We start from the raw sequence: 21,741 nt of genomic DNA, 5'->3' as shown, positions 1-21,741 counted from the left end.
GCGACCCGTCCGCCTCCGACTCGGCCGCGCCGGCCAAGCCCGCTGCGAAGCCTCGCGCTCCGCGTGCGCCTCGCACGACGGCCGCAGGAGCGACTTCGCGGACCACCGCTGCCCGCAAGCCGGCCGCTCCGCGTAAACCGGCTGCTCGCACGGCAGCGTCGAACGCGACCACCGACAGCGACACGCCTCGCACGCCGGCCGCGAGCTCCGCCTCGACGGCGGCGAAGAAGCCCGCCGCGAAGCGTCCGGCCGCTAAGAAGCCCGCGACTCCTCGCACGACCGCCGCCGCCAAGGCCGCCGCGGCGAAGAAGCAGGCCGAGGCTGAGGCCGCTGCGGCGACTCCGGTTTCACCCGGCCCGCCGCCGCCGCTGCCCGACGACCTTGTCGTGCCGCCGCGTCCGCCGCTGCCGGGTGCGGTGTCGGCGAGTGATTCGGCTGTTGGTGACGCGGAGAAGACGTCTGCGGTCGAGTCGACCCCCGCTGTTGCTGACGCGACGCCGGCCGGTGTGGCGGTTGAAGAGCCTGCGGTTGCCGCAGAGACGACGCCGGCTGACGTTGCGGACGAGGAGCCCGTGCTCGCGGCGGACGAAACTCCTGCTGATGTCGCGGTCGAGGGGCCCGCGGTTGTCGCGGACGAGACTCCCGCTGATGTTGCGGTCGAAGAGCCCGCGGTTGCCGCGAACGAGACTCCCGCTGATGTCGCCGCGGGAGAGCCCGCCGTCGCCGCGGACACGACGCCCGCCGACGTCCCCGCGGGAGAGCCTGCTGTCGCCGCCCCGATCGCGGTGGACCCGACCTCTGCTGGTATCGCGGCGGACGAGCCCGCCGCTGAGGCCGTCGCAGACCCGACCCCCGCTGATGTCGCCGTCGAAGAGCCGATCGTCGACCCGAGTCAGGCGGACGCGTCCGATGCCGTGGTCGTCGATGAGATCGCTGCGCAGCCCGTCGCCGACACGACCGTCGAAGACCCCGCGGCGGAGCCTGAGATCTTGGTCGCGACTCCGCTCGAGGATGAGACCGACTCCGCGGTCGCCGAGCCCGTCGACGTCGCGGAGTCCGAAGACCCGACGCCCGCCGACGTCCGCGTCGACGAGGAGGCCCCGGCTCCAGCCGACGCCGAGTCAGCTCCGGCCGACCGAGCAACGGACGACGCCCACGACTCCGCAATCACGACTGCGGTCCTCGAGCCCGCCGACGACACGCGCACCGCGCTGCTCACGCCTGCGTCCGTCGACGATTCCGCCGCGGCTCACCCCGACGACGAGCAGCGCGACTTCACCGATCCCGAAAGCCGAGACGCCCCCGTCGACCGTGACGACGCGACCGCCGTCCTGGCCGCCGCTACGGCGGAATCCGCCAACGACGATTCCGCCGTCGTCGTGACCGACACGGATGCATCCGACGTCGCGGCATCCGCCACCGATGACCCCGCCGTCGCGGTGATCGCCGCTGACGACACCGTCGTCACGGCATCCGCCACCGAAGGCGCCGATCCCGAGACCGCCGTCCCGGCGCTCACCCTGCGGCACGTGTCGAAGTCGTTCGGCGAGCTCAAGGCCGTCGACGCGATCGACCTGACGGTTCCGGCCGGGTCGTTCTACGGACTCGTCGGGCCCAACGGCGCCGGCAAGACCACGACGCTGTCGATCATCGCGGGCCTGCTGCGACCCGATGGGGGAGCGGTCAGCATCAACGGCGTCGACGCGACCAAGCGCTCGCGCGAGGCGAAGAAGCTCATCGGCGTGCTGCCCGACCGGCTGCGCACCTTCGACCGCCTCACCGGGCGCCAGCTTCTTTCGTACTACGGCGCTCTGCGCGGCCTCCCGGCCCCGCTCGTCGAGAGCCGCACCGCCGATCTCGCGCGCGCGTTCGACCTCGTCGATGCGCTCGCCCGCCCGGTGTCGGACTACTCCGCGGGTATGACCAAGAAGGTCATGCTGGCCGGTGCGATGATCCACTCTCCGCGCCTCCTCGTGCTCGACGAGCCCTTCGAGGCCGTCGACCCCGTGTCGAGCGGCGTGATTCTCGACATCCTCGGCGCCTACGTTGAGCACGGCGGAACCGTGATCCTCTCGAGCCACGGCATGGAACTCGTCGAGCGCGTCTGCTCGCGCGTCGCCGTGATCGTGTCGGGCCAGGTGCTCGCCGAAGGAACCGTCGACGAGGTCCGCGGCGAAGGCACACTCGAACAGCGCTTCCGCGAGCTTTCCGGCGGACTCGGCGACGTGGAGGGCCTCGAGTGGTTGCACACGTTCTCCGCCTGAGACTGGCGATGATGCTGGGCGCCCTCCGGGGCGACCGGCGCGACGTCATCCGCCGCATCATCGGCGTCGTCGTCCTGATCGCCGCAACCGTGATCGCCGCGCGCAGCGCGTCGGGCATGGCGGATGCCGACACCCTCACGGTCGCTGTCGTCACGGTGTTGGCCGGTTCCGCGGTGACCCTCGGTTTCGCGGTCGGTCCGCCCGTCACGGCATCCGTCGACCCTCTCGATCCGAGGCGCTTCGCCGTCGTCGGCCCCGAGCCGCGTCCGCTGGCCGGGGCCCTGCTGGTGGCCGGTTTTCTCAGCGTGCCCGTGCTCGTCGTGCTCGTGCTCGGCATCAGCCTCGCGATCTCGTGGGGCGCGCACGGCGCCAACGCCCTCGCGAGCATCGTCTCGGTCGTGCTGGGCCTTGCGACCTGTGTGCTGTTCGCGCGCGTCAGCATGGCCCTCGGGGCGCTCGTGCAGCGGCCACGCCAGTCGCGCGAGCTGATGGGTGTGTACCTCGTCGCGATCCTCGTCGTCGTCGTGCCGGTCGGGGTGTTCCTCGGCTCGCTCGAATGGCGCGGAGCCGTGCCGTCGCAGCTGGCCTCGGCCGCCGAGATCCTCGCCTGGACGCCTATCGGCGCCGCATGGGGCATCGCCCTCGCGCCCTCCGCCGGAGCCGCCGTCGGCAGCCTCGTCGTCGCCGTGCTCACCGTCGCGCTGCTCACACTCGCCTGGTTCACCCTCGTCGACGTCTTGCTCACCACCACGCGACGACCGGTCGCCGTGCGTGAGCGCGGAGGCCTCGGCTGGTTCGCCCTGCTCCCCGGAACCCCCGGAGGAGCCGTCGCCGCCCGCAGCCTCTCGTACTGGCTGCGCGATCGCCGCTACCTCGTGAACCTCGTCATCGTGCCCATCGCCGCCGTGGTGTCGATGGTGCCGCTGCTGGTCGCCGGTGTGCCGTTCGAGCTCGCCGTGCTGCTGCCCGTGCCGATCATGGCGCTGTTCTTCGGATGGCTCCCGCACAACGACCTCGCCTACGACTCCACCGCCCTGTGGATGCACATCGCCAGCGGCATGCGCGGAGCCCCCGACCGCATCGGACGTCTCGTGCCGGTGCTGCTGATCAGCATCCCTGTGCTCGCCATCACGCTGCCGCTCGCGATCGTCGCGCACGGCCGTTGGGCCGTGTTCCCGGCCATGGTCGGCGTGTGCGCGGCGCTCTTCCTCGCCGGCCTCGGCCTCTCGAGCATCTCGTCGGTTCTCGCACCCTACGCCGTGTCGCGGCCGGGCGACAGCCCGTTCCAGCAGCCGCAGCGCACAGGATCCGGCGGGGTCATGGCGCAGGGCCTCGTCATGGCCGGAGCGATCATCACCGCGGCTCCTGCGGGGTGGCTCACCTGGCAGGCGATCGAGGGCAAAACCATCGACTCGGTGTTCGCGCTGTGGATTGGCGTCGGGGCCGGCGCCTTCGTGCTGATCGTGGGCATCGCCATCGGAGCGCTGCTGTTCGAACGCCGCGGAACCCGGCTCATGGAGTTTGCCGAAGCCACCTGAACGGGAAGCCGACAGAGCCGTCGGCGCTCTCCGCGGCTACACTGGCTGACCATGAGCACGCCTCTCGACAAGCCGGACAGCGGGGGTCTCGCTACCCTCGATCGTGAGCTCGAGGAGCTCATCCGTGAAGAGAACATCGAGCCCGGCGATCATGAGCGCTTCTCGCACTACGTGAAGAAGGACAAGATCCTCGAGTCGGCTCTGTCCGGCAAGCCGGTGCGCGCCCTCTGCGGCAAGAAGTGGACCCCGGGTCGCGACCCCGAGAAGTTCCCCGTCTGCCCCCAGTGCAAAGAGATCTACGAGTCCCTCATCAACTGAGGCCCCGCGGCTGAGCCCCGCGGGCGGTGGCTGAGCCTGTCGAAGCCTCCGCCCCGCCCGCGCGCAGGGCCGGCCGCCGGTCACGGTCGCTTCGACAAGCTCAGCGACCTCCGTTGCGAGAGCGACACCCGCGTGCGGTGGCTGAGCTTGTCGAAGCCTCCGCCCCGGACCGCACGCGCGGCGGGCCGCCGGTTACGGTCGCTTCGACAGGCTCAGCGACCTCCGTTGTGAGAGCGACACCCGCGCGCGGTGGCTGAGCCTGTCGAAGCCTCCGCCCCGGACCGCACGCGCGGCGGGCCGCCGGTTACGGTCGCTTCGACAGGCTCAGCGACCTCCGTTGCGAGAGTGACACCCGCGTGCGGTGGTTGAGCTTGTCGAAGCCTCCGCCCCCACCCGCGCGCGCGGCCGGCCGCTGGTCACGGTCGCTTCAACAGGCTCCGCGACCTCTGTTGCGAGAGTGACACCCGCGTGCGGTGGCTGAGCTTGTCGAAGCCTCCGCCCCCAGCCGAACGTAAGGCGGGCCGCTGGTCGCGGTCGCTTCGACAGGTTCAGCGACCTCTGCTGCGCGAGCTGGGCACCCTTACCCGCACGCGCGGCCGGCCGCTGGTCACGGTCGCTTCGACAGGCTCAGCGACCTCTGCTGCGCGAGCTGGGCGCCCTTACCCGCACGCGCGGCCGGCCGCTGGTCACGGTCGCTTCGACAGGCTCAGCGACCTCCGTTGCGAGAGCGACACCCGCGCGCGGTGGCTGAGCCTGTCGAAGCCCCCGCCCCACCCGCGCGCAGGGCCGGCCGCCGGTCACGGTCGCTTCGACAAGCTCAGCGACCTCTGTTGCGTCGGAGCCCCCGCCCCGCAGCGCGCGTCACTCCGCGTCGCGGTACTCCGTCGGCAGCGCCGGGTCGGCCTTGCTGAGCGCGAGCGCGCGGATCGGCAGTTCCTCGCGCACGCGCGAGTGATGGGTCCGCGCAGCCTGCACGCCCTCGCGGCCGACGAACGCGGCATCCGCTTCGCCGTCCTGCATGAGCGTCGTCTGCAGCGCCCGGGCGTCGGGGTGTTCCGACGCTGTCGACAGCTCTTCGAAGCCGTCGCTGACGATGATCAACTCAGAGGTCGCGGTGCCGCCGTCGAGCGTGCGGAACGCGGCCTTGCGTCCACCGTGCGAGGCCTTCTCGGCCGAGGCCTTGGCGACGCCGACCCATGAGCCGTCGGCCGCCTCGCGGGCCACGAGCTTGAAAACGAGCCCCGCGGTCGGCACGCCCGATCCGGTCGCGACCGACGTCCCGACGCCGTACGAGTCGACGGGGGATGCCGCGAGAGCGGCCAGCGCGTACTCGTCGAGGTCGCTGGTGACGGTGATGCGGGTCGAGGTGGCGCCGAGCTCGTCGAGCAGCGCCCGCACCTCGCCCGCGACGATTGGGAGGTCGCCCGAGTCGATGCGCACCGCGCCCAGGTCGGTTCCCGCAACGCGCACCGCGGTGCGCACGCCCTCGGCGATGTCGTAGGTGTCGATGAGCAGCGTCGTGCCGGCGCCGAGCGCCTCGATCTGCGAGCGGAACGCGTCTTCTTCGGTGTCGTGCAGCAGCGTCCACGCGTGCGCCGCGGTGCCCATGGTCGGGACTCCCCAGCGGCGTCCGGCCTCGAGGTTGCTGGTGGCCGAGAATCCGGCGATGTACGCGGCCCGCGCGGCGGCGACCGCGGCCTCTTCGCTCGCGCGGCGGGAGCCCATCTCGGCGAGCGGGCGGTCGCCCGCGGCGACGCTCATGCGCGCGGCCGCGGTGGCGACGGCGGAGTCGTAATTCAGGATGCTGAGCGCCAGCGTCTCGAGCAGAACCGCCTCGGCGAAGGTGCCCTCGACCGTCAGCAGGGGAGAACCGGGGAAGTAGATCTCGCCCTCGCGGTATCCCGTGACCGACCCGGTGAAGCGGTAATCGGCGAGGAAGTCGATGGTCGTGGCATCCACCACCCGCTCGTCACGGAGGAACCGCAGCTCATCGTCGCCGAACCGGAAGTCACGGATCGCCTCGAGCAACCGCCCCGTGCCGGCGACGACGCCGAACCGGCGCCCGCCCGACAGCCGGCGGCCGAACACCTCGAACACGCATCGGCGCGAGGCCGTGCCGTCGCGGAGCGCCGCGTCGAGCATCGTGAGTTCGTAGCGGTCGGTGTGCAGGGCGGTGCTGCGGCTCATTCGGTCAGCATATTCCGGCCCCGCCGCCGCACCCGTGCGGGCCCCCGCGCTTGACAGCCACCGCCCGCCCCACCCCCGCCCGATAGGCTGGGTGCCTATGAACGACGCGCCGATCGGGATCTTCGACTCAGGAGTCGGCGGCCTCACCGTCGCCCGCGCGGTCTCGCAGCAGTTGCCGCGCGAGTCGATCCTCTACATCGGCGACACGGCGCGTTCGCCCTACGGCCCGAAGCCCATCGCCGACGTGCGCAAGTACTCGCTCGAGGTGCTCGACACCCTGGTCGAGCAGGGCGTGAAGATGCTCGTGATCGCCTGCAACACGGCATCCGCTGCCATGCTCCGCGACGCCCGCGAGCGGTACGACGTACCAGTCGTCGAGGTGATCGGACCCGCCGTCCGCACCGCGATGTCGACCACCCGCAACGGCCGCATCGGCGTGATCGGAACGGTCGGCACCATCGGATCCCGCGCCTATCAAGACATGCTCGAGGTCAACGAGCGCCTGACGGTCTTCGCCGAGGCGTGCCCGCGCTTCGTCGAATTCGTCGAGGCCGGAGTCACCGACTCGCCCGAGGTGCTCGCCACCGCCGAGCAGTACCTCGCGCCGCTCCGCCACGCCGGCGTCGACACGCTCGTGCTCGGCTGCACGCACTATCCGTTCCTCGAGGGGGCCATCAGCTATGTGATGGGTCCCGACGTGAGCCTCGTCTCGAGCGACAGCGAAACCGCGAAAGACGTGTTCCGCCAGCTCGTGTCGCGTGATCTTCTCGCGAGTCCGGATGCCGTGCCCACCGCCCGCTACGAAGCCACGGGCTCATCGGCCGACGACTTCGTGCGCCTGGCCCATCGCTTGATGGGGCGTGAGGTGCGCGAGGTGCAGCTCGTGCAGACCGGCGCCATCGACCTGCCGCGCTGAGCCGCGGCATCCGCTACCCGTTCCCTCAGGAGGACCCCATGACCCGCAAAGACGGCCGGACCAACGACCAGCTGCGCCCCGTGACCATCGAGCGGGGTTGGTCGGCGCACGCCGAGGGCTCGGCTCTCGTCACCTTCGGCGGCACGAAGGTGCTGTGCACCGCCTCGTTCACGAACGGCGTGCCGCGCTGGCTGACCGGCAAGGGCAAGGGCTGGGTCACCGCCGAGTACGCGATGCTGCCGCGCGCGACGAATAGCCGCAACGACCGCGAGTCGATCAAGGGCAAGGTCGGCGGTCGCACGCACGAGATCTCGCGTCTGATCGGCCGCGCGCTCCGCGCCGTCGTCGACACCAAGGCGCTGGGTGAGAACACCATCGTCATCGACTGCGACGTGCTGCAGGCCGACGGTGGCACGCGCACCGCGGCGATCACGGGTGCGTACGTGGCCTTGGCGGATGCCATCGCCTGGGGCCGCGAGAAGAAGTTCATCGGTCAGCGCGCCGAGGTGCTGCGCGACTCGGTCGCCGCGGTGTCGGTGGGCATCATCGACGGCGAGCCCATGCTCGACCTCGCCTACGTCGAAGACGTGCGGGCCGAGACCGACATGAACGTCGTCGTCACCGGTCGCGGTCTGTTCGTCGAGGTGCAGGGCACCGCCGAGGGCGCTCCGTTCGACAAGCGCGAGCTCGACCAGCTGCTCGAGCTGGGTGTGAACGGCTGCGCCGAGCTGCGCGGCATCCAGACCTCGGTGCTCGAGGGCTGACATGGCTCGCATCGTTCTGGCGACGCACAACCCGCACAAGGTCGAGGAGTTTCAGGCGATCGTCGCCGAGGTGCGTCCCGACCTCGAGGTGATCGCGTACTACGGGCCTGAGCCGGTCGAAGACGGTGTGACGTTCGCCGCGAACGCAGTGATCAAGGCTCGCGCGGCCGCGGCTCACACGGGTCTGCCGGCGCTGGCCGATGACTCCGGTGTGGCAGTCGATGTGCTGGGCGGTTCGCCGGGGGTGTTCTCGGCGTACTGGGCGGGGCATAAGAAGGACGCGACCGCCAATCTCGAGCTGCTGCTCGACCAGTTGTCGGATGTCGCGGATCCGTATCGCACGGCGCGGTTCGTGTCGGTGATCGCGCTGGTGCGGCCGGATGGTGGGGAGCAGACGGTCGAGGGGCGTTGGCCGGGGCGTCTGGCGACGGCACCGGCCGGGCCGGGCGGTTTCGGCTACGACCCGATCTTCATCCCCGACGGCCAGGCCGCGGGGCAGGAGCGCACGGTCGGGGAGTGGACGGCGGCGGAGAAGAACGCGGAGTCGCATCGCGCGCGGGCGTTCCGGGAATTGGTTCCGCTGCTCGAGACAGTTTGAGGCCCTCGGACGAGCTGTGGATCCATCGGTGACGGGGTCCCGCTTCGAGCGAGAGCGCGTAGCGCGTCGAGGGCTGCTCGACGCCGGACTGCTGTTCAAAAGCTCAGCGAAGTGGGGGTCGCCGGACACCGGCCGGTGACCCCCACTGGGCTTAGAGTTACTTGGCGTTAGCAGCTCGTCTTCTTCTTCGCCAACGGCTGTCGCCAGATCGCCCCGTCGTAATAGATCTGCCCGAAGGCGATAACATCCTGTGCTTGCACCCCTCCGGTGTCGCCGGAGATCAGATGACCGTCTGTTGTGAGGAACGAAGCGGCTGCGACGGGTTCTGAACCCGACGGGACTCCTGTCGCCGTCCGTTCGATCCCGCTATCAAGGAACGAGCAGGAACCGCTCGTCTTTCGCAACGGCCACTGCCAAACGGTGCCGTTGTAGAAGAGCCGACCGAAGGCGCTCACGTCCGTAGCCTGCACGATCCCCTGGTCGCCCGAGATGAGGCGTCCGTCCGGCGCGAGGAAAGATGAGCCTGCAGCGGGCACGGAGTTGGCGGGGATGCCCACGGCATTCTTTTCGACGCCGTTGTCTAGGAAGGTGAAGCTGCCGTCGCGCTTGCGAAGCGGAATACGCCAGATATGCCCGTCCCAGTAAAGCTGACCGCAGGTATCGATGTTTGAGGCCTGTAGCGTTCCTCTGTCACCCGATATCAGCCGTCCGTCGGACGTGAGGAACGAGGAGGCTACGATCGGGCGCGAACCGGCGGGGACTCCCACGGCGGACTTCTCGGTGCCTGCGTCGAGAAAAGTGCAGCTACCGTCGTTCTTCCGAATCGGCCACCGCCAGATCGAACCGTCCCAGTAGAGATCTCCGACCGTCTGGACGTTCGAGGCCTGCACCACACCCGCGTCACCGGACAATAGACGGCCGTCCGGTGTCAGGAACGAGGAGGCTGCGGCAGGCATTGATCCACCTGTTACGCCTACGGCACTCTTCTCGGTGCCGTTATCGAGGAAGGTCGGAGTCGTCTTCTGAACGGCGAGCGCCAAACTCCAGCCGCCGTCATTGCTGGCGCTGTAAAATACGCCTACTAAGGCGACGCCGCGTGCGACGACGTAACCCGTGCCATTACCGTCGATGATTCTACCGTCCGAGGAAAGAAAAAGACCGCCCTGCACAGGGGTCGAACCAGAAGGCACCCCCGTCGCAGACTTCTGCGATGCATCGTTCAGTAGCACTGCGCAGCTTCCGTCCCGCTTCTTCAGCGGCATACTCCAATTGCCCGTGCTGTTGCTTTGGAAGATTCGGCCGCACGAATCGACGTTCGAGGACCAGACAAAGCCGTTGCTGCCGTCGATAAGTCGGCCGTCGGAAGCGAGAAACATTGCTCCCTGCACTGGTGTTGATTGCGAGGGGACTCCGGCGGCAGCGGATTCCGACGCGTTGTTGCGCAAGAAAACGCACGAACCACTGGTCTTTCTTATAGGCATAGTCCAGTCACTGTTATTGCTGCTGCTGTACATTAGTCCACAAGCGCCAACGTTCGTGGACCAAACGTAAGCGTTCGTTCCATCGATGAGTCGTCCATCTGATGCGAGGAACATGCCTCCCGCGATTGGTTGGGAATCGGCAGGAATGCCTGTGGTCTGCGTTTCGGATTGGTCGTTCCGAAGAATCGTCGTGCTGCCGTCTCGTTTGAGCAGTGGCATGCTCCACTGGCCATTGCTACCGCTCTGGTAAATGTTCCCGTATCGATTAACGTTCGTTGCCCATACGTACCCACTGCTTCCATCAATGAGTCGTCCATCGGGCGAGAGGAAAATCCCGCCCACCGCGGGCATCGAGCCGTCCGGCACACCAGACGCCGAACGACGCGTGAGATCGCTAGTGGCATAGAACGGGGATGTCTGTACGGTTCCGACGAGAGAAGCCGATGCCGAGACGGCGCCGGACGCTGTTCCGGTGACAGTCGAATTGCCGCCCCCGACCGGGACCGCGATATCGGGGAGCGTCATAGAGCCGCCGGCCCCGGTTACACCGGTGTAGCTGGTTCCTCCAGTCGAGAAAGTGAATCCACCTGCGAGGAGCGCGGTCGTCGAAACGCCGGCTTTCGGGGATCCGCTCTCTGTCACTGTCACGCGCACGCCGGAGATCACCGAACAGGCGGCGCCGGTGTACGACGAGTTGTTGAAAGACAGGACGGGGCCTGACGCCGCGAACGCGGGCGTGCTGGCACTCAGAGCGATAGCGGGAACCGCCCAGGCGGCGCCTGCAATGACCGTTCGCCGCGCGATCGGCTTTGCGGTCAGGGTTTCAGTTGAGTCGGTCACGAGGACGATCCTTTCGATCAACGTGCTGTGGTGGCCGAAGTCGGCGCGGCGGAAAGCTGGAACGACAGCAGTACTCCTTCGCACTTTGACCGCGCCCCTGCGCGTACACAGCAAAAGCACCACCTTCACCGACGGGTGAAGGTGGTGCTTTCCTGGTCAGGGGGTGAATCGAGACAGCGGCCGCAAAGGGGAGGCGCGGGGAAGATCACCCCTGAAGTCACCTACGGGCGCAGCATTCGCGCTCCATCTGTAACCGTGAGGCAGGAGCTTGCGGCGAGACGCCGATGCGGTGTGGCTACTGCAGCCAGCGACTCCAGTGCGACGGATCGGCGTCGCCCGTCACTGCGTGCATGGCCTCGGCCAGGCGGAGGGCGCCGGAGAGATCGATGCGCACGTGGAGGTCGCGCAGTTCTTCTGTCGTGATTTCGATCCACTCCCCGGAGGGCGACTTGGTCCGAACCGTCGTGAGCGTCACCGGCTGCGCGACCCCGCCGATGTCGAGCACCGCGCCGAGCTCCAAAGGATCGCTGTAGTGGGCTCCCGTCCACCACGGGTCTCGATGGATCGTGCACCAGGCAGGGCAGTTCGGCGAGGTTGTCATGACCGCGAATGTAGTCAATCTGCGGAAGCTGCCTCGGGAGTTCTCCACAGGCGCGAACTCGTCGCTTCACGCGAGTCGGCGTGTGCGGCCGGTACGCGGTCTGGTGACGAGCGGACACGAGGAGGAACCTTCCGGTTGAGGCGGAGTCATCGGTTGACACAACGATGACATGCGCATGTAAGGGTGTTTTGCGGCCGCAGCATGAGCCCCCGCTCGTTGGGGCACTTTCGCCCGCAATTCCGGGCTTCTTGCCTGGGCGTTCGGTGATTCTTGTTGAAGGAGATCACCCCGAAACTCACCTGCGAGCGAGAGCGACACCCGTTCTCATTCCCGACTTGCCCGAATCGACGTACCGGGGCAGACCCCGCACCTAGCCTGGGGCTATGCACGATCACGCGCCGGGCGGCGGCATCCGGGATGCCAGTAACAGGCGCCTGCTCACCACCGCCCTCGGATTGACCACCGTGGTGATGGTCGTGCAGATCGTCGGAGCGATCGTGTCGGGCTCTCTCGCCCTGCTCGCCGACGCGGCGCACATGTTCACCGACGCCGCGGCTCTCGTCGTCGCCCTGATCGCGACGGCGATTGCCGCCCGACCTGCTGACGACCGCCGCACGTTCGGCTACCAGCGTGCCGAGGTGCTCGGCGCCCTCGCCAACGGGATCATCCTGATCCTGCTGTGCGCGTGGGTCGGCATCGAGGCGGTGCAGCGCTTGCTCTCGCCGGCCGAAGCCGAGGTGCAGGGCGGCCTGATGCTCGTCGTTGCGATCGCCGGGCTCGTCGCGAACGCGGTGTCGATGTTCCTGCTGTCGCGAGCGCAGAAGCGCAGCATCAACGTGCGCGGCGCGTACCTCGAGGTATTCGGCGACCTGATCGGTTCGGCCGCGGTGATCGGCGCGGCGATCGTGATCGTGACGACAGGATTCACGCAGGCGGATGCCATCGCCTCGCTCTTCATCGCGGTGCTCATCGTGCCGCGGGCGATCGGGCTGCTGCGCGAGGTCGTCGTCGTGCTGACGGAGTCGGCGCCGGTGGGGGTGCACGTCGCGGAGATCCGTGAGCACCTGCGCGAGGCCGATGGCGTGGTTGACGTGCACGACGTGCACGTGTGGCAACTCACGCGCGGAGCGCCGGTCTTCAGCGCGCACGTCATCGTGGAAGACGCGGCTCTGACCGACGGTCGTGCTGCCGCGATCCTCGCGTCGCTGCAGACGTGCCTCGCGGATCACTTCGACGTCGAGCACTCGACGTTCCAGCTCGAGCCGGCGGGGCACGTGGAGCACGACTCGCGTCATCTGTGACGTGCGCGCCCAGGTTCCAGCTTGCAACGAGGAGGGCGCGGACTGCCTGCTGCAGCCCGCGCCCTGCTTGAATCCACCCGCCTCAGCAGCTTGTCTTCTTGATCGCCAACGGCAGGAACGTGTGTCCGTCGGTATTCAGGTAGATCTGACCGCACGAGTGCACGTTGTCGGCCTCGACGCTGCCCGTGTTGCCCTGGATCAGTTGACCGTTGGGAGCGAGGAACGACGATCCCGCGACGGGGACGGACCCTGACGGGATTCCCTGACATGCTGTCTCGGAGCCGTTGTCGAGGTACGTGAAGCTACCGTCCTGCTTCTTCAACGGGAGATACGAGTGGTCGTTGCGCCAGCGGAAGATGCGGCCCACCGAGTCCACGTTGGAAGCAAGCACGGCGCCCGTGGCGCCATCGATCAGCCGACCGTCGGTCGCGAGGAACCACGTGTAGGCAATCGGTCGTGAGCCTGCTGGCACACCCAACGCGGGGTTCTCGGTGCCGTCCTGCCGGTAGGTGAACGTACCGTCCAGCTTCTTCAGGGGGAGATAAGTCTTGCCGTCGGTTCCGAGATAGATCTCACCGCACGACGCGACGTTCGTCGCTTCGACGATGCCGGTGTTCCCCTGAATCAGTCGCCCATCGGTCGAAAGGAACGAGGACCCGGCGACGGGAACGGAACCCGATGGCACCCCTGTGCACGCGGTTTCAGATCCGTTCTCGAGAAAGGTGAAGGTGCCGTCCGTCTTGCGCAGTGGGAGGTAGGAATGGTTGTTCGTCCAACGGAAGATGAGGCCCCACGTGTCAACGCTCGAGGCCAAGACTGATCCGCTTGCGCCGTCGATGAGTCGGCCGTCAGGCGCCACGAACCACGAGAAGGTGACGGGTGCAGAGTTGACCGGGGTCCCCGAGGCGTTTGTCTGCGTGTTGTCGTCGCGGTACGCCGGGGTTGTTTCGGCGATGCCGAGCGGCATCTGCCAGTGGCCGTTCCAGTCGTAGTAAAGAACCTGTCCTGTCGTGCTGACCGCGGTTGCATAGACCGTGTTGCTGTTCGCACTGTCGATGAGCCGACCGTCGGGTGCAAGGAAAACGCCACCTACGACGGGGGTGGACCCGGAGGGTATGCCGGTGACAGCGGCTTCGGTGCCATCCTTGATGACGGTGAAGCTGCCGTCGGACTTCTTCAGAGGCCAGCGCCAGTGAGACCCGTCCCACAGCATGCGGCCGAAGCTTTCGACGTTCGTCGTGAGGACGGATCCGTCGTCGCCGGCGACGAGTCTGCCGTCGGGTGCGAGGAAGTAGGCGTCCGCCGCGGGAGTCGAGCCGGAAGGGACGCCGGTGGTCGCGTACTCGGCTTGCAACTTGAAGATCCGGAAGCTGCCGTCAGTCTTCTTGATAGGCAGCCGCGCGTCGTTGTGGGCGTTCTGCGGCTGATTGCCCCAGGTCGACATCTGTCCCCACGAGGCGACGCTCGTGGCCTGCGCGACGCCGTTGCCACCGTAGACGATGCTGCCGTCGGAGGTGAGGAAGTACTCCGCGACGATCGGGGTGGAGCCTGAGGGGACGCTGGGGTACGTGCGCTCCTGCCAAGACGGGTACGAGGCGCGACCGCTGACAAGGGAGCCGGTCGATCCATCGGTTTTCAGAAGGGGGACTACCCAGTTGTCGTCGTCGCGGTACATCTGGCCGAAAGTAGCGACACCTGAGGCAATGACGGCGTTGCTGTTCGCGGCATCCAGGACTCGGCCATCCGGGGCGAGGTAGCAACCGGCGAACGCCGGTAGGGAACCCGTGGGGATGTTGCTCGCGGTTTGCGCAGCACCGTTCTGTAGGTACTTCGCAACGGTCGCGTCCGTGCCGCGCAGAGTCGTCGACGAGCCGGATGTGCCCGATGCCGACGCTGAGGCCGTTCCGGTGCCGCCGGTTGCGGGCACGGTGATGCCGGGCAGCGTGAGCGAGCCGTCGGAGCCGGTGACGCTGGTGGATGTCGTGCCACCGTTCGAGAAGACGAAGCCGCCGGACAGCGAGATGGTGACGGAAACGCCTGCCTGGCCGGTGCCGTTGTCCGACGCCGTCACCTTGATTCCGTTGATGGTCGAGCAGCCCGGGCCGGTGTAGGACGACTTCGCGAACGAGAGGGTGGTGCCGGATGCCGCGAATGCGGGGGACGCAGTCGTGAGGGCGATGGCGGGGACGGACCAGGCGGCGCCGGCCAGGACCGTTCGGCGCGCGATGGGGGGCTGGGCGACCGGTGCGAGCGGTTCAGGAGTGGATGAGGTCGTCACGGAAGTGTTGTTCCTTCGGGGCAGGTATACGTGTGGTCCACTGTGGTGCGGCCGCGGGGAACCTTATGGCACGTATTCGTGCAGCCAGCGGGTGAAGTCGCCGCAAATCGCGTCATTCCGGGGCGGTCGCGACATGCAGGCGGGTGAAGTCGGGAGGCAGATCACCCCGGCGCTCACCTGCACCTCGCGGCCCCGATCTCCGCTAGCCTGCGGACAGGTACCCACACCCCCGGAGGTTCCCATGTTTTCGTCGACCGTTATGGGCCATTGGCTCCCCGCCGCTGCAGGCGATCTCGCCGAAGGCGAGGGAGTGGTCGTCATCGACCCGGAACTCCCCGAGAACCGGTCGGTCTCGGTTCTGGAGGTTGAAGACGGACCAACTGTCGTGCGTCTCTCGCCGGACCGCGCCGCGCACCTCGGACACGCGCACGGCGAACGCATCGCGGCGGACGAGGCGACGGAGCGGATCACGGCGGCCGGCATCGCCCTGAACAATCCCGACCACCTGTTCTACCTGCCGGTCGAAGAGCACGCGTCGGTGCTGGCTGAGCCGGCGGACGAACACACGCGCCGCCTCACCGACGACGACGCCGCCGCGTTCGATGCACTTGCTGCTGCGGCGCCCGAGAACGACCTCGACGAGGCGTTCGTCGAACTCGACCACTGGCTCGTGTTCGGCACGTTCGTCGAGGGGCGACTCGCCGCCGCGGCGAGTATGTTCCCCTGGCGGGGCACGCGTCTCGCCGACCTGGGGGTCATCACGCTTCCCGAGTTCCGCGGGCGCGGTCTCGCCCGGGCGACGGTGCTGGCCATGGCGGCCGAGGCGCTCGAGCAGGGCTACGAGCCGCAGTACCGGTGCCAGCTCGACAATGCGCCGTCGGTTGCCCTGGCCCTGGCATCCGGGTTCCGCCGCTTCGGCGAGTGGACCGTCATCGACGACTGACGTGGTCGACTTCGCTGCACCGAACCTGCCATCGCGTGATCTCGCGGCGACCGTTGCCTTCTACGGCGCCTTCGGGTTCGAGGTGACGCATCGCGACGAGGGGTGGCTCATCCTCCGCCGCGGCGGCGTGCAGCTCGAGTTCTTTCCCCTTCGCCGAGCTGGTGCCCGAGGAGAGCTCGTTCATGTGTTGCGTGCGGGTCGACGACGTCGACGAGCTGGTCGCGCCGATCCGCCCCGCCGCGGTGCCGGAGGCGAGGACCGGCGCGCCGCGCCTGCACCCCGTGCGCGTGCAGTCTTGGGGGCAGCGGGCGGGGTTCTTGATCGACCCCGACGGCACGCAGCTGACGCTGATCGAGAATCGGGGCTGAGCGGCGCAGGTGGGCGGCGGGGTTGCCGATCCATGGGTGGCAGTGGCCGAGACAGGCTCGGCCACCTTGCTTCAGAGGTCCCTGAGCTTGTCGAAGGGACTGGGACCCATTGGGTTGCGGTGGCTTCGACAGGCTCAGCCCCCTGAGGGTCGGGCTTGCGGTGAGTCGGTGGGCGCTTCGACAGGCTCGGCCACCTCGGCTCTCGGGTGCCAACGCGTGCGCGACTCGATTCCGCCTATGCAGCGGAAGGTGCGTACGGCCCACTCTCGTCCGTACGCACCTCCCAACTTCTCCACCGACTCCGCCGTCACCGGCGGGGCGGTCTCAACAGGTTTGTGCCATCAACGCCATCGCCCAGTTGCCGTTGTTGTCAGTGCTGAAAATCTGACCGAAGGTTGATACGCCTGAGGCGCGCACGGAGCCGTTGCTGCCGTCGATGATGCGCCCGTCGGAAGTGAGGAACATCGATCCGCCAGCCGGGGATGAGCCCGAAGAGACGCCAGAGGTGGCGGTTTCGGCGCCGTCTTGAAGGTAGGAGGCGTCGCCATTCTTCTTTTTCAGCGGCAGTCGCCACGATCCCGTAGAGATATCGCGGAAGACCTGACCGTACGTGTCGACCCCGCTCGCGAGAACAGACCCGCTGCTGCCATCGATCAAGCGCCCGTCGCTTGCGAGGAAGAGAGAGGATGCCACTGGCGTCGAACCTGAAGGCACTCCGATGACAGCCATCTCATTCCGGGTGCGGACGTACGCGACGGACCCATCCGTCTTCTTGACGGGGAGCTGCCACTCACCCGAATTGTCAGGCTGGAAGATCGCACCGAACGACGCGACGTCCGTGATCGCATAGGTCTTTCCGTCGCCGCCGTTGATCAGTCTCCCTGCGGGGGAAAGGAAGATAGCGCTCGCAACGGGTGTCGAATCTGCCGGTACTCCTGTTGCAGCCGTCTCCGTACCGGTGTCCAGATATGAGGCGCTCTTGTCCTTCTTCTTCAGGGGGAGTCGCCAGGTGTTGCTCGAAATGTTGCGATAAAGCTGGCCGAAAGACGCGACGTCTGAGGCGTACTGAGCGCCCGTACTTCCGTCTACGACGCGCCCATCGGTCGTGAGGAATAGTGACCCGCCAATGGGTGTCGCGCCCTCCGGAATGGCGGCGGGGGAGTATACGGCCCCGGTCTCAAGGTAGTTGAGAGCAGAGTCTTTACGTCGGACGGGCAGTCGCCAGTTGCCCTGGGCATCCATTACATATGCCTCGCCGAAGGCTTCGATATCCGACGGGTCGTAGACCTTCCCGGCTACACCGTCGACTACTCCGCCGTCGATGAGTCGTCCCGCGGGAGAGAGGAACTTGCTTCCGGCAACGGGTGTCGAGCCATTCGGGACGCCGGACGTCGTCTTTTCCGTGCCGTTCGACAGGTAGGTCGTGCTGCCGTCGCTCTTCTTGAGCGGAACCAGCCACGGAGTCGACGCGTTGGCTCGCCACACGCGGCCGATCGCATTCACGCCGGTGGCAATCACTGAGCCGTCGCTGCCGTCGACGAGCCGTCCGTCGGGCGTCAGGTAAAGCGAGCCGACGGCGGGAGTTGAACCGGCGGGGACACCCGTGGGCCACCGGACCGACCCTGTCTCGAGGTAGACGAAACTGCCATCCTTATTGCGGAACGAGGTGAGCCAGCCGCTCGTTCCATTCAGCGGGATAGTCTGGCTGAAGAGTTCGACGTTCGTCGGCGAGTAGCTCTTGCCGTTCTGACCGCCGTCGATGAGACGCCCGTCCTGGGCGAGGAAGCGGCTGCTGAAGATCGGGGTGGAACCGCTGGGGACACCGACGGCGGTGGACTCGGTTCCGTTCTCGACGTAGGTCGCAGTGCCGTCCTTCTTTCGGAGGCCGATCCGGTACTGCGTGTCGGAGATGCGCCACATCTGCCCCCACGCATCGACGTTCACCGCGCAGACGGCGCCGGTGCTGGCGTCAACGAGCCGGGCGTCGGAGGTAAGGTAGAGCGACCCAGCAACGGGAGTGGAACCCGCCGGGACCGTCGTTGTGTGGGAGAGCGAGCCCGAATCGAGCACGACCCCGCTCGTTGTTGCAGTCCCTGATAGAGATGCGCTGGTCGAGGGCATGCCAGAGGCGGTCGCTGAAGCCGTTGCTGATCCTCCTCCGGCGGGCACGTCGATATTGAGGAAGCCCGCGACTCCATTGCTGTCGGTCGTTGAGGTGTTCGTTGCCGCGCCGCTGGAGAAGGTCCATCCGTTTGATAGTGAGACAGTGACCGACGTGCCCGCCTTGGGCGAGCCGTTGTCGGTGACGGTCACCTTCACTCCGGAAATTCGGGAGCACCCCTTGCCGGAGTACGACGATTGGGCGAATGCAAGCTGCGCGCCGGACGCGGCGTGCGCCGGCGTAGCGGTCGCAATCGCGATGGCGGGGACCGACCACGCCGCTCCAGCGAGCACAGTCCGTCGAGCGATCGTATGTTCGGTCAGGCTGAGAGCCAGTGAATCTGGTGCGGGGTGGGACGTGTCAGAGACCACGGAAAGAACCTTTCGGATGCGGCGCAGATCGCGCGAACAACATGTAGGCGCGCCTTGGACCTTGTCTTATGTGCGAAGGGCCAATCTCCGGGTTCCATAGGGATAATGGGCGCAAACCGCAGATGAGGGGATCTTTCGGGCCTCAGAATGCGCGGTTGCGTAGACGAAAGTCACCCAGCAGTTCACCACCTGGACGCGTCAAGCCTCGCGCGTCACGTCGGAGGGGGACTTGTCCGGCCGAAGGCCGCGCCAGCGGGCTTGGCGCAGGATCCCGCCGGGGGTGAACTCCGCGAACTCGACCTCGCCGACCAGCTCGGGTCGCACCCACAGGGCGTCGCGGGCATCGGCATCCGGAACACCCTCGAATGGATCCGCGTCGGCGCGCAGGGGCTCGAGCAACGCGGAAAGCTTCGCAAGGGTCTGCTCGCCGAAGCCCGACCCCACCCGGCCGGCGTACTGCAGTCCGTCGGCGGTGGGCACGCCGACGAGCAGCGAGCCGATCGTGCCCGAGCGGTTGCCCTTGCCGGGGCGGATGCCGCCGATCACGACCTCTTGCGTGCGCGAGTGCTTCACCTTGAGCCACTGTTCCGAGCGCACCCCGCGCCGATACGCCGACCCGGGATCCTTGACGACCACGCCCTCGAGACCGAAACGGCCGCTGGTGGCGACGGCGGCGTCGACGTCGTCGAACACGGGCGGCACGACGACGGGCGCCCCCGCGTCGGCGGCCAGCGCTTCGAGCAGCTCGCGGCGTTCGGAGAGGGGGAGGGATGCCACGTCTCGCCCGTTCACCGACAACACGTCGAACAGGTAGAGGTGCACGGGCGTGCGTGCGGCCTCGTGCTCGATCTCGCGCGGCTTGGCGAGGTTCATGCGCTTCTGCAGCAGGGGGAAGCTCGGGCGGCCCTGCGCGTCGAGGGCGACGATCTCACCGTCGAGCACCGCGGGCTCGTCGCCGAGACGGAGGTCGACTGACGTCAACTCGGGGTAGGCCGCCGTCAGGTCGTTGCCGTTGCGCGAACGCAGGCGCAGGCGATGTCCATCCCAGATGCAGAGTCCCCGGATGCCGTCCCACTTCATCTCCACCCAGGCGGGGCCCCACCGCTCGGCGGCGGCGCGGGCGATGCCCGGGGTCGCGGAGGTGGCGAGCATCGGCTGGACGTCGGCGACGGTGGGGGCGTCGGTGGTCGACGGGGCCTTGGTGTGAACGGGTTCAGGGGCAGGGGACTCGTGGTCGAGCGCCACGACCGGGGCTCCGTCGCTTTGCGGTTTGCCCTCGGCATCTGTCTTCATCCGATGCAGCAGCCACTGCGACTTCTCGCCCTGGCCCTCGGTGCGGATGAGCGCGAGACGCACCCGGCCCAGTGGACCGTCGTCACGGCCCTCGAGAGTTGCGATCACCTCGTCGTCGCGCCACTTCTCGAGCTCGTAGGTGCCGGTGTCCCAGACCGTCATGATGCCCGCGCCGTACTCTCCGCGCGGGATCTCTCCGGCGAAGTCGAGGTACTGCAGCGGGTGGTCCTCGGTCATGACGGCGAGGCTGTTCTTCGCGGTCGTCGGTGGGACGCCCTTGGGCACGGCCCAGCTGACGAGCACGCCGTCGCGTTCGAGGCGGAGATCCCAGTGCAGGCGGCTGGCGTGGTGCTCCTGGATGACGAAGCGGGGGAGCCCCTCGGGGTCGGGCTCGCCGTGAGGGGCCTCGGGCACGGGCTCGGGGGTTTTACCCGCCGTTCGCTTCGAGATGTAGGCGCGCAGGGGGCTGTGCGCCTCGTCAACCGGAGCCAGCGGATCGTCGGGACGCTCGAGCACCTCGCTGAACAGCAGGTGCCGCAGGTCGGGGTCGTCGAGCTCGTCCCAGGTGCGTGGGGCGGCGACGTACGGACGCGGGCGCCCGCGCAGGGAGTACGGGGCGATCGTGGTCTTCGAGCCGTTGTTCTGACTCCAGTCGATGAACACCTTGCCGGGGCGCGCGGCCTTGGCCATCTGGCTTACGACGAGGTCGGGGTGGTCGGCCTCGATCGCGCGGGCGAGTTCTTTCGCGACCGCGCTCGCCGCGTCGCTCGACTGGCGCCCGTCGAGGCGCGCGTACAGGTGGATACCCTTGCTGCCGCTGGTCACCGGGAACGGTTCGAGGCCGATGTCCTGCAGGATCGCGCGAGCCCACCGCGCGACCTCGGCGCACTCGGCGAGGCCGACGCCCGGGCCGGGATCCAGGTCGAGCACCAGCCGGTCGGGATTCTGCCGCTCGCCGTCGGAGGTGAAGCGCCACTGCGGCACGTGCAGCTCGAGGCTCGCGACCTGCGCGAGGTAGACGAGCGTCGGCAGATCGTCGACCAGCGGGTAGTCCTTCGCGCCGCTCGAATGATCGATTGGGAAGCGCCGCACCCACGCCGGAGCGCCGGGCTCGAGGGCCTTTGCGAAGAACGGTTCGCCGGGGTCGGCATCCGTCCCCACTCCATCAGGCCAGCGCTTGCGCGTCAGCGGACGGTCGGCGACGTGGGGGAGCAGCAACGGAGCGATGCGCGAGTAGTAGTCGATCACCTCGCCCTTGGTGGTGCCCGTCTCGGGGTAGAGGACCTTATCGAGGTTCGACAGGCGCAGGCGGCGACCGCCGATGCGCACCGTCTGCTCCGTCATCGCCCCAGCGTAGAGCGGAGCGGGCGGCGGGTGCCGAGGGGGTTGCGGGTGGAGAGGTCCCTGAGCTTGTCGAAGGGTCCGGGGGTTCGCGGGGGTCCGGTGGCTTCGACAGGCTCAGCCACCTCGGTTGGGGGGTTCGCGGGGGTCCGGTGGCTTCGACAGGCTCAGCCACCTC

The 21,741-nt window shown here is 68.0% G+C and carries 14 protein-coding genes and 1 pseudogene; 9 read left to right on the top strand and 6 right to left on the bottom strand.

Going from position 1 to position 21,741, the window contains the following annotated elements; genetic code table 11:
- The first annotated feature begins 572 nt into the window (after positions 1–572).
- Genes LPW41_RS10860 through LPW41_RS10850 form a run of 3 tightly spaced genes read left to right on the top strand, consistent with a single transcriptional unit; the run spans position 573 to position 4,120 of the window.
- On the top strand, positions 573–2,264 hold the full coding sequence (locus LPW41_RS10860; protein ID WP_230704799.1) for an ATP-binding cassette domain-containing protein: 1,692 nt from the start codon (positions 573–575) through the stop codon (positions 2,262–2,264).
- 11 nt (positions 2,265–2,275) lie between these two features.
- Complete coding sequence (locus LPW41_RS10855; RefSeq protein ID WP_230704798.1) at positions 2,276–3,802, top strand: hypothetical protein; 1,527 nt, start codon at positions 2,276–2,278, stop codon at positions 3,800–3,802.
- A 51-nt stretch (positions 3,803–3,853) separates the two neighbouring features.
- Positions 3,854–4,120 (top strand): DUF3039 domain-containing protein, encoded by a 267-nt coding sequence (locus tag LPW41_RS10850; RefSeq protein ID WP_144834742.1) that lies wholly within the window; start codon positions 3,854–3,856, stop codon positions 4,118–4,120.
- Positions 4,121–4,981: 861 nt separating this feature from the next.
- Here the strand turns inward: LPW41_RS10850 and LPW41_RS10845 are convergent.
- Positions 4,982–6,307, bottom strand: coding sequence for a nicotinate phosphoribosyltransferase (locus LPW41_RS10845; protein ID WP_230704797.1), 1,326 nt, complete (start codon positions 6,305–6,307; stop codon positions 4,982–4,984).
- 97 nt (positions 6,308–6,404) lie between these two features.
- Between LPW41_RS10845 and murI the strand changes: the two genes are divergently transcribed.
- From murI to rdgB, 3 genes are read left to right on the top strand one after another with little or no spacing between them, the layout of a single operon-like run.
- The gene (murI, locus tag LPW41_RS10840) at positions 6,405–7,223 is read left to right on the top strand and encodes a glutamate racemase (protein ID WP_144834746.1); all 819 of its coding nucleotides are present in this window, start codon (positions 6,405–6,407) and stop codon (positions 7,221–7,223) included.
- A 38-nt stretch (positions 7,224–7,261) separates the two neighbouring features.
- Positions 7,262–7,987, top strand: a complete 726-nt coding sequence (gene rph / locus LPW41_RS10835) for a ribonuclease PH (RefSeq protein ID WP_056230582.1) — start codon at positions 7,262–7,264, stop codon at positions 7,985–7,987.
- A gap of 1 nt (position 7,988) precedes the next feature.
- Complete coding sequence (gene rdgB, locus LPW41_RS10830; protein ID WP_230704796.1) at positions 7,989–8,585, top strand: RdgB/HAM1 family non-canonical purine NTP pyrophosphatase; 597 nt, start codon at positions 7,989–7,991, stop codon at positions 8,583–8,585.
- A 167-nt stretch (positions 8,586–8,752) separates the two neighbouring features.
- Here rdgB and LPW41_RS10825 read toward each other — a convergent pair whose 3' ends face one another.
- Both LPW41_RS10825 and LPW41_RS10820 read right to left on the bottom strand, forming a co-directional pair.
- On the bottom strand, positions 8,753–10,906 hold the full coding sequence (locus tag LPW41_RS10825) for a hypothetical protein (RefSeq protein ID WP_230704795.1): 2,154 nt from the start codon (positions 10,904–10,906) through the stop codon (positions 8,753–8,755).
- 295 nt (positions 10,907–11,201) lie between these two features.
- A complete protein-coding gene (locus LPW41_RS10820) occupies positions 11,202–11,507 on the bottom strand; it encodes a hypothetical protein (protein WP_230704794.1) in 306 nt (101 codons plus the stop codon).
- A gap of 383 nt (positions 11,508–11,890) precedes the next feature.
- Between LPW41_RS10820 and LPW41_RS10815 the strand changes: the two genes are divergently transcribed.
- Positions 11,891–12,808 (top strand): cation diffusion facilitator family transporter, encoded by a 918-nt coding sequence (locus LPW41_RS10815; RefSeq protein ID WP_230704793.1) that lies wholly within the window; start codon positions 11,891–11,893, stop codon positions 12,806–12,808.
- An 82-nt stretch (positions 12,809–12,890) separates the two neighbouring features.
- Here LPW41_RS10815 and LPW41_RS10810 read toward each other — a convergent pair whose 3' ends face one another.
- Complete coding sequence (locus LPW41_RS10810) at positions 12,891–15,086, bottom strand: hypothetical protein (protein WP_230704792.1); 2,196 nt, start codon at positions 15,084–15,086, stop codon at positions 12,891–12,893.
- Positions 15,087–15,327: 241 nt separating this feature from the next.
- On the opposite strand from LPW41_RS10810, the gene LPW41_RS10805 reads away from it, so the two are divergent.
- Positions 15,328–16,029 (top strand): GNAT family N-acetyltransferase, encoded by a 702-nt coding sequence (locus LPW41_RS10805; RefSeq protein ID WP_230704791.1) that lies wholly within the window; start codon positions 15,328–15,330, stop codon positions 16,027–16,029.
- Position 16,030: 1 nt separating this feature from the next.
- A pseudogene (locus LPW41_RS10800) lies at positions 16,031–16,397 on the top strand (bleomycin resistance protein).
- Between the two features lie 324 nt (positions 16,398–16,721).
- Here the strand turns inward: LPW41_RS10800 and LPW41_RS10795 are convergent.
- Entirely contained in the window at positions 16,722–18,710 is a 1,989-nt protein-coding gene (locus LPW41_RS10795) for a hypothetical protein (RefSeq protein ID WP_230704790.1), read from the bottom strand.
- A 417-nt stretch (positions 18,711–19,127) separates the two neighbouring features.
- Positions 19,128–21,566, bottom strand: a complete 2,439-nt coding sequence (locus LPW41_RS10790; RefSeq protein ID WP_230704789.1) for an ATP-dependent DNA ligase — start codon at positions 21,564–21,566, stop codon at positions 19,128–19,130.
- Positions 21,567–21,741: the final 175 nt, after the last annotated feature.

This window comes from Microbacterium sp. JC 701 (assembly GCF_021026215.1).
GTDB classification, from domain to species: Bacteria; Actinomycetota; Actinomycetes; order Actinomycetales; family Microbacteriaceae; genus Microbacterium; species Microbacterium algihabitans.
Note: the sequence above shows the minus strand (reverse complement) of the source record. Positions and strands in the feature narration are given on the sequence as shown.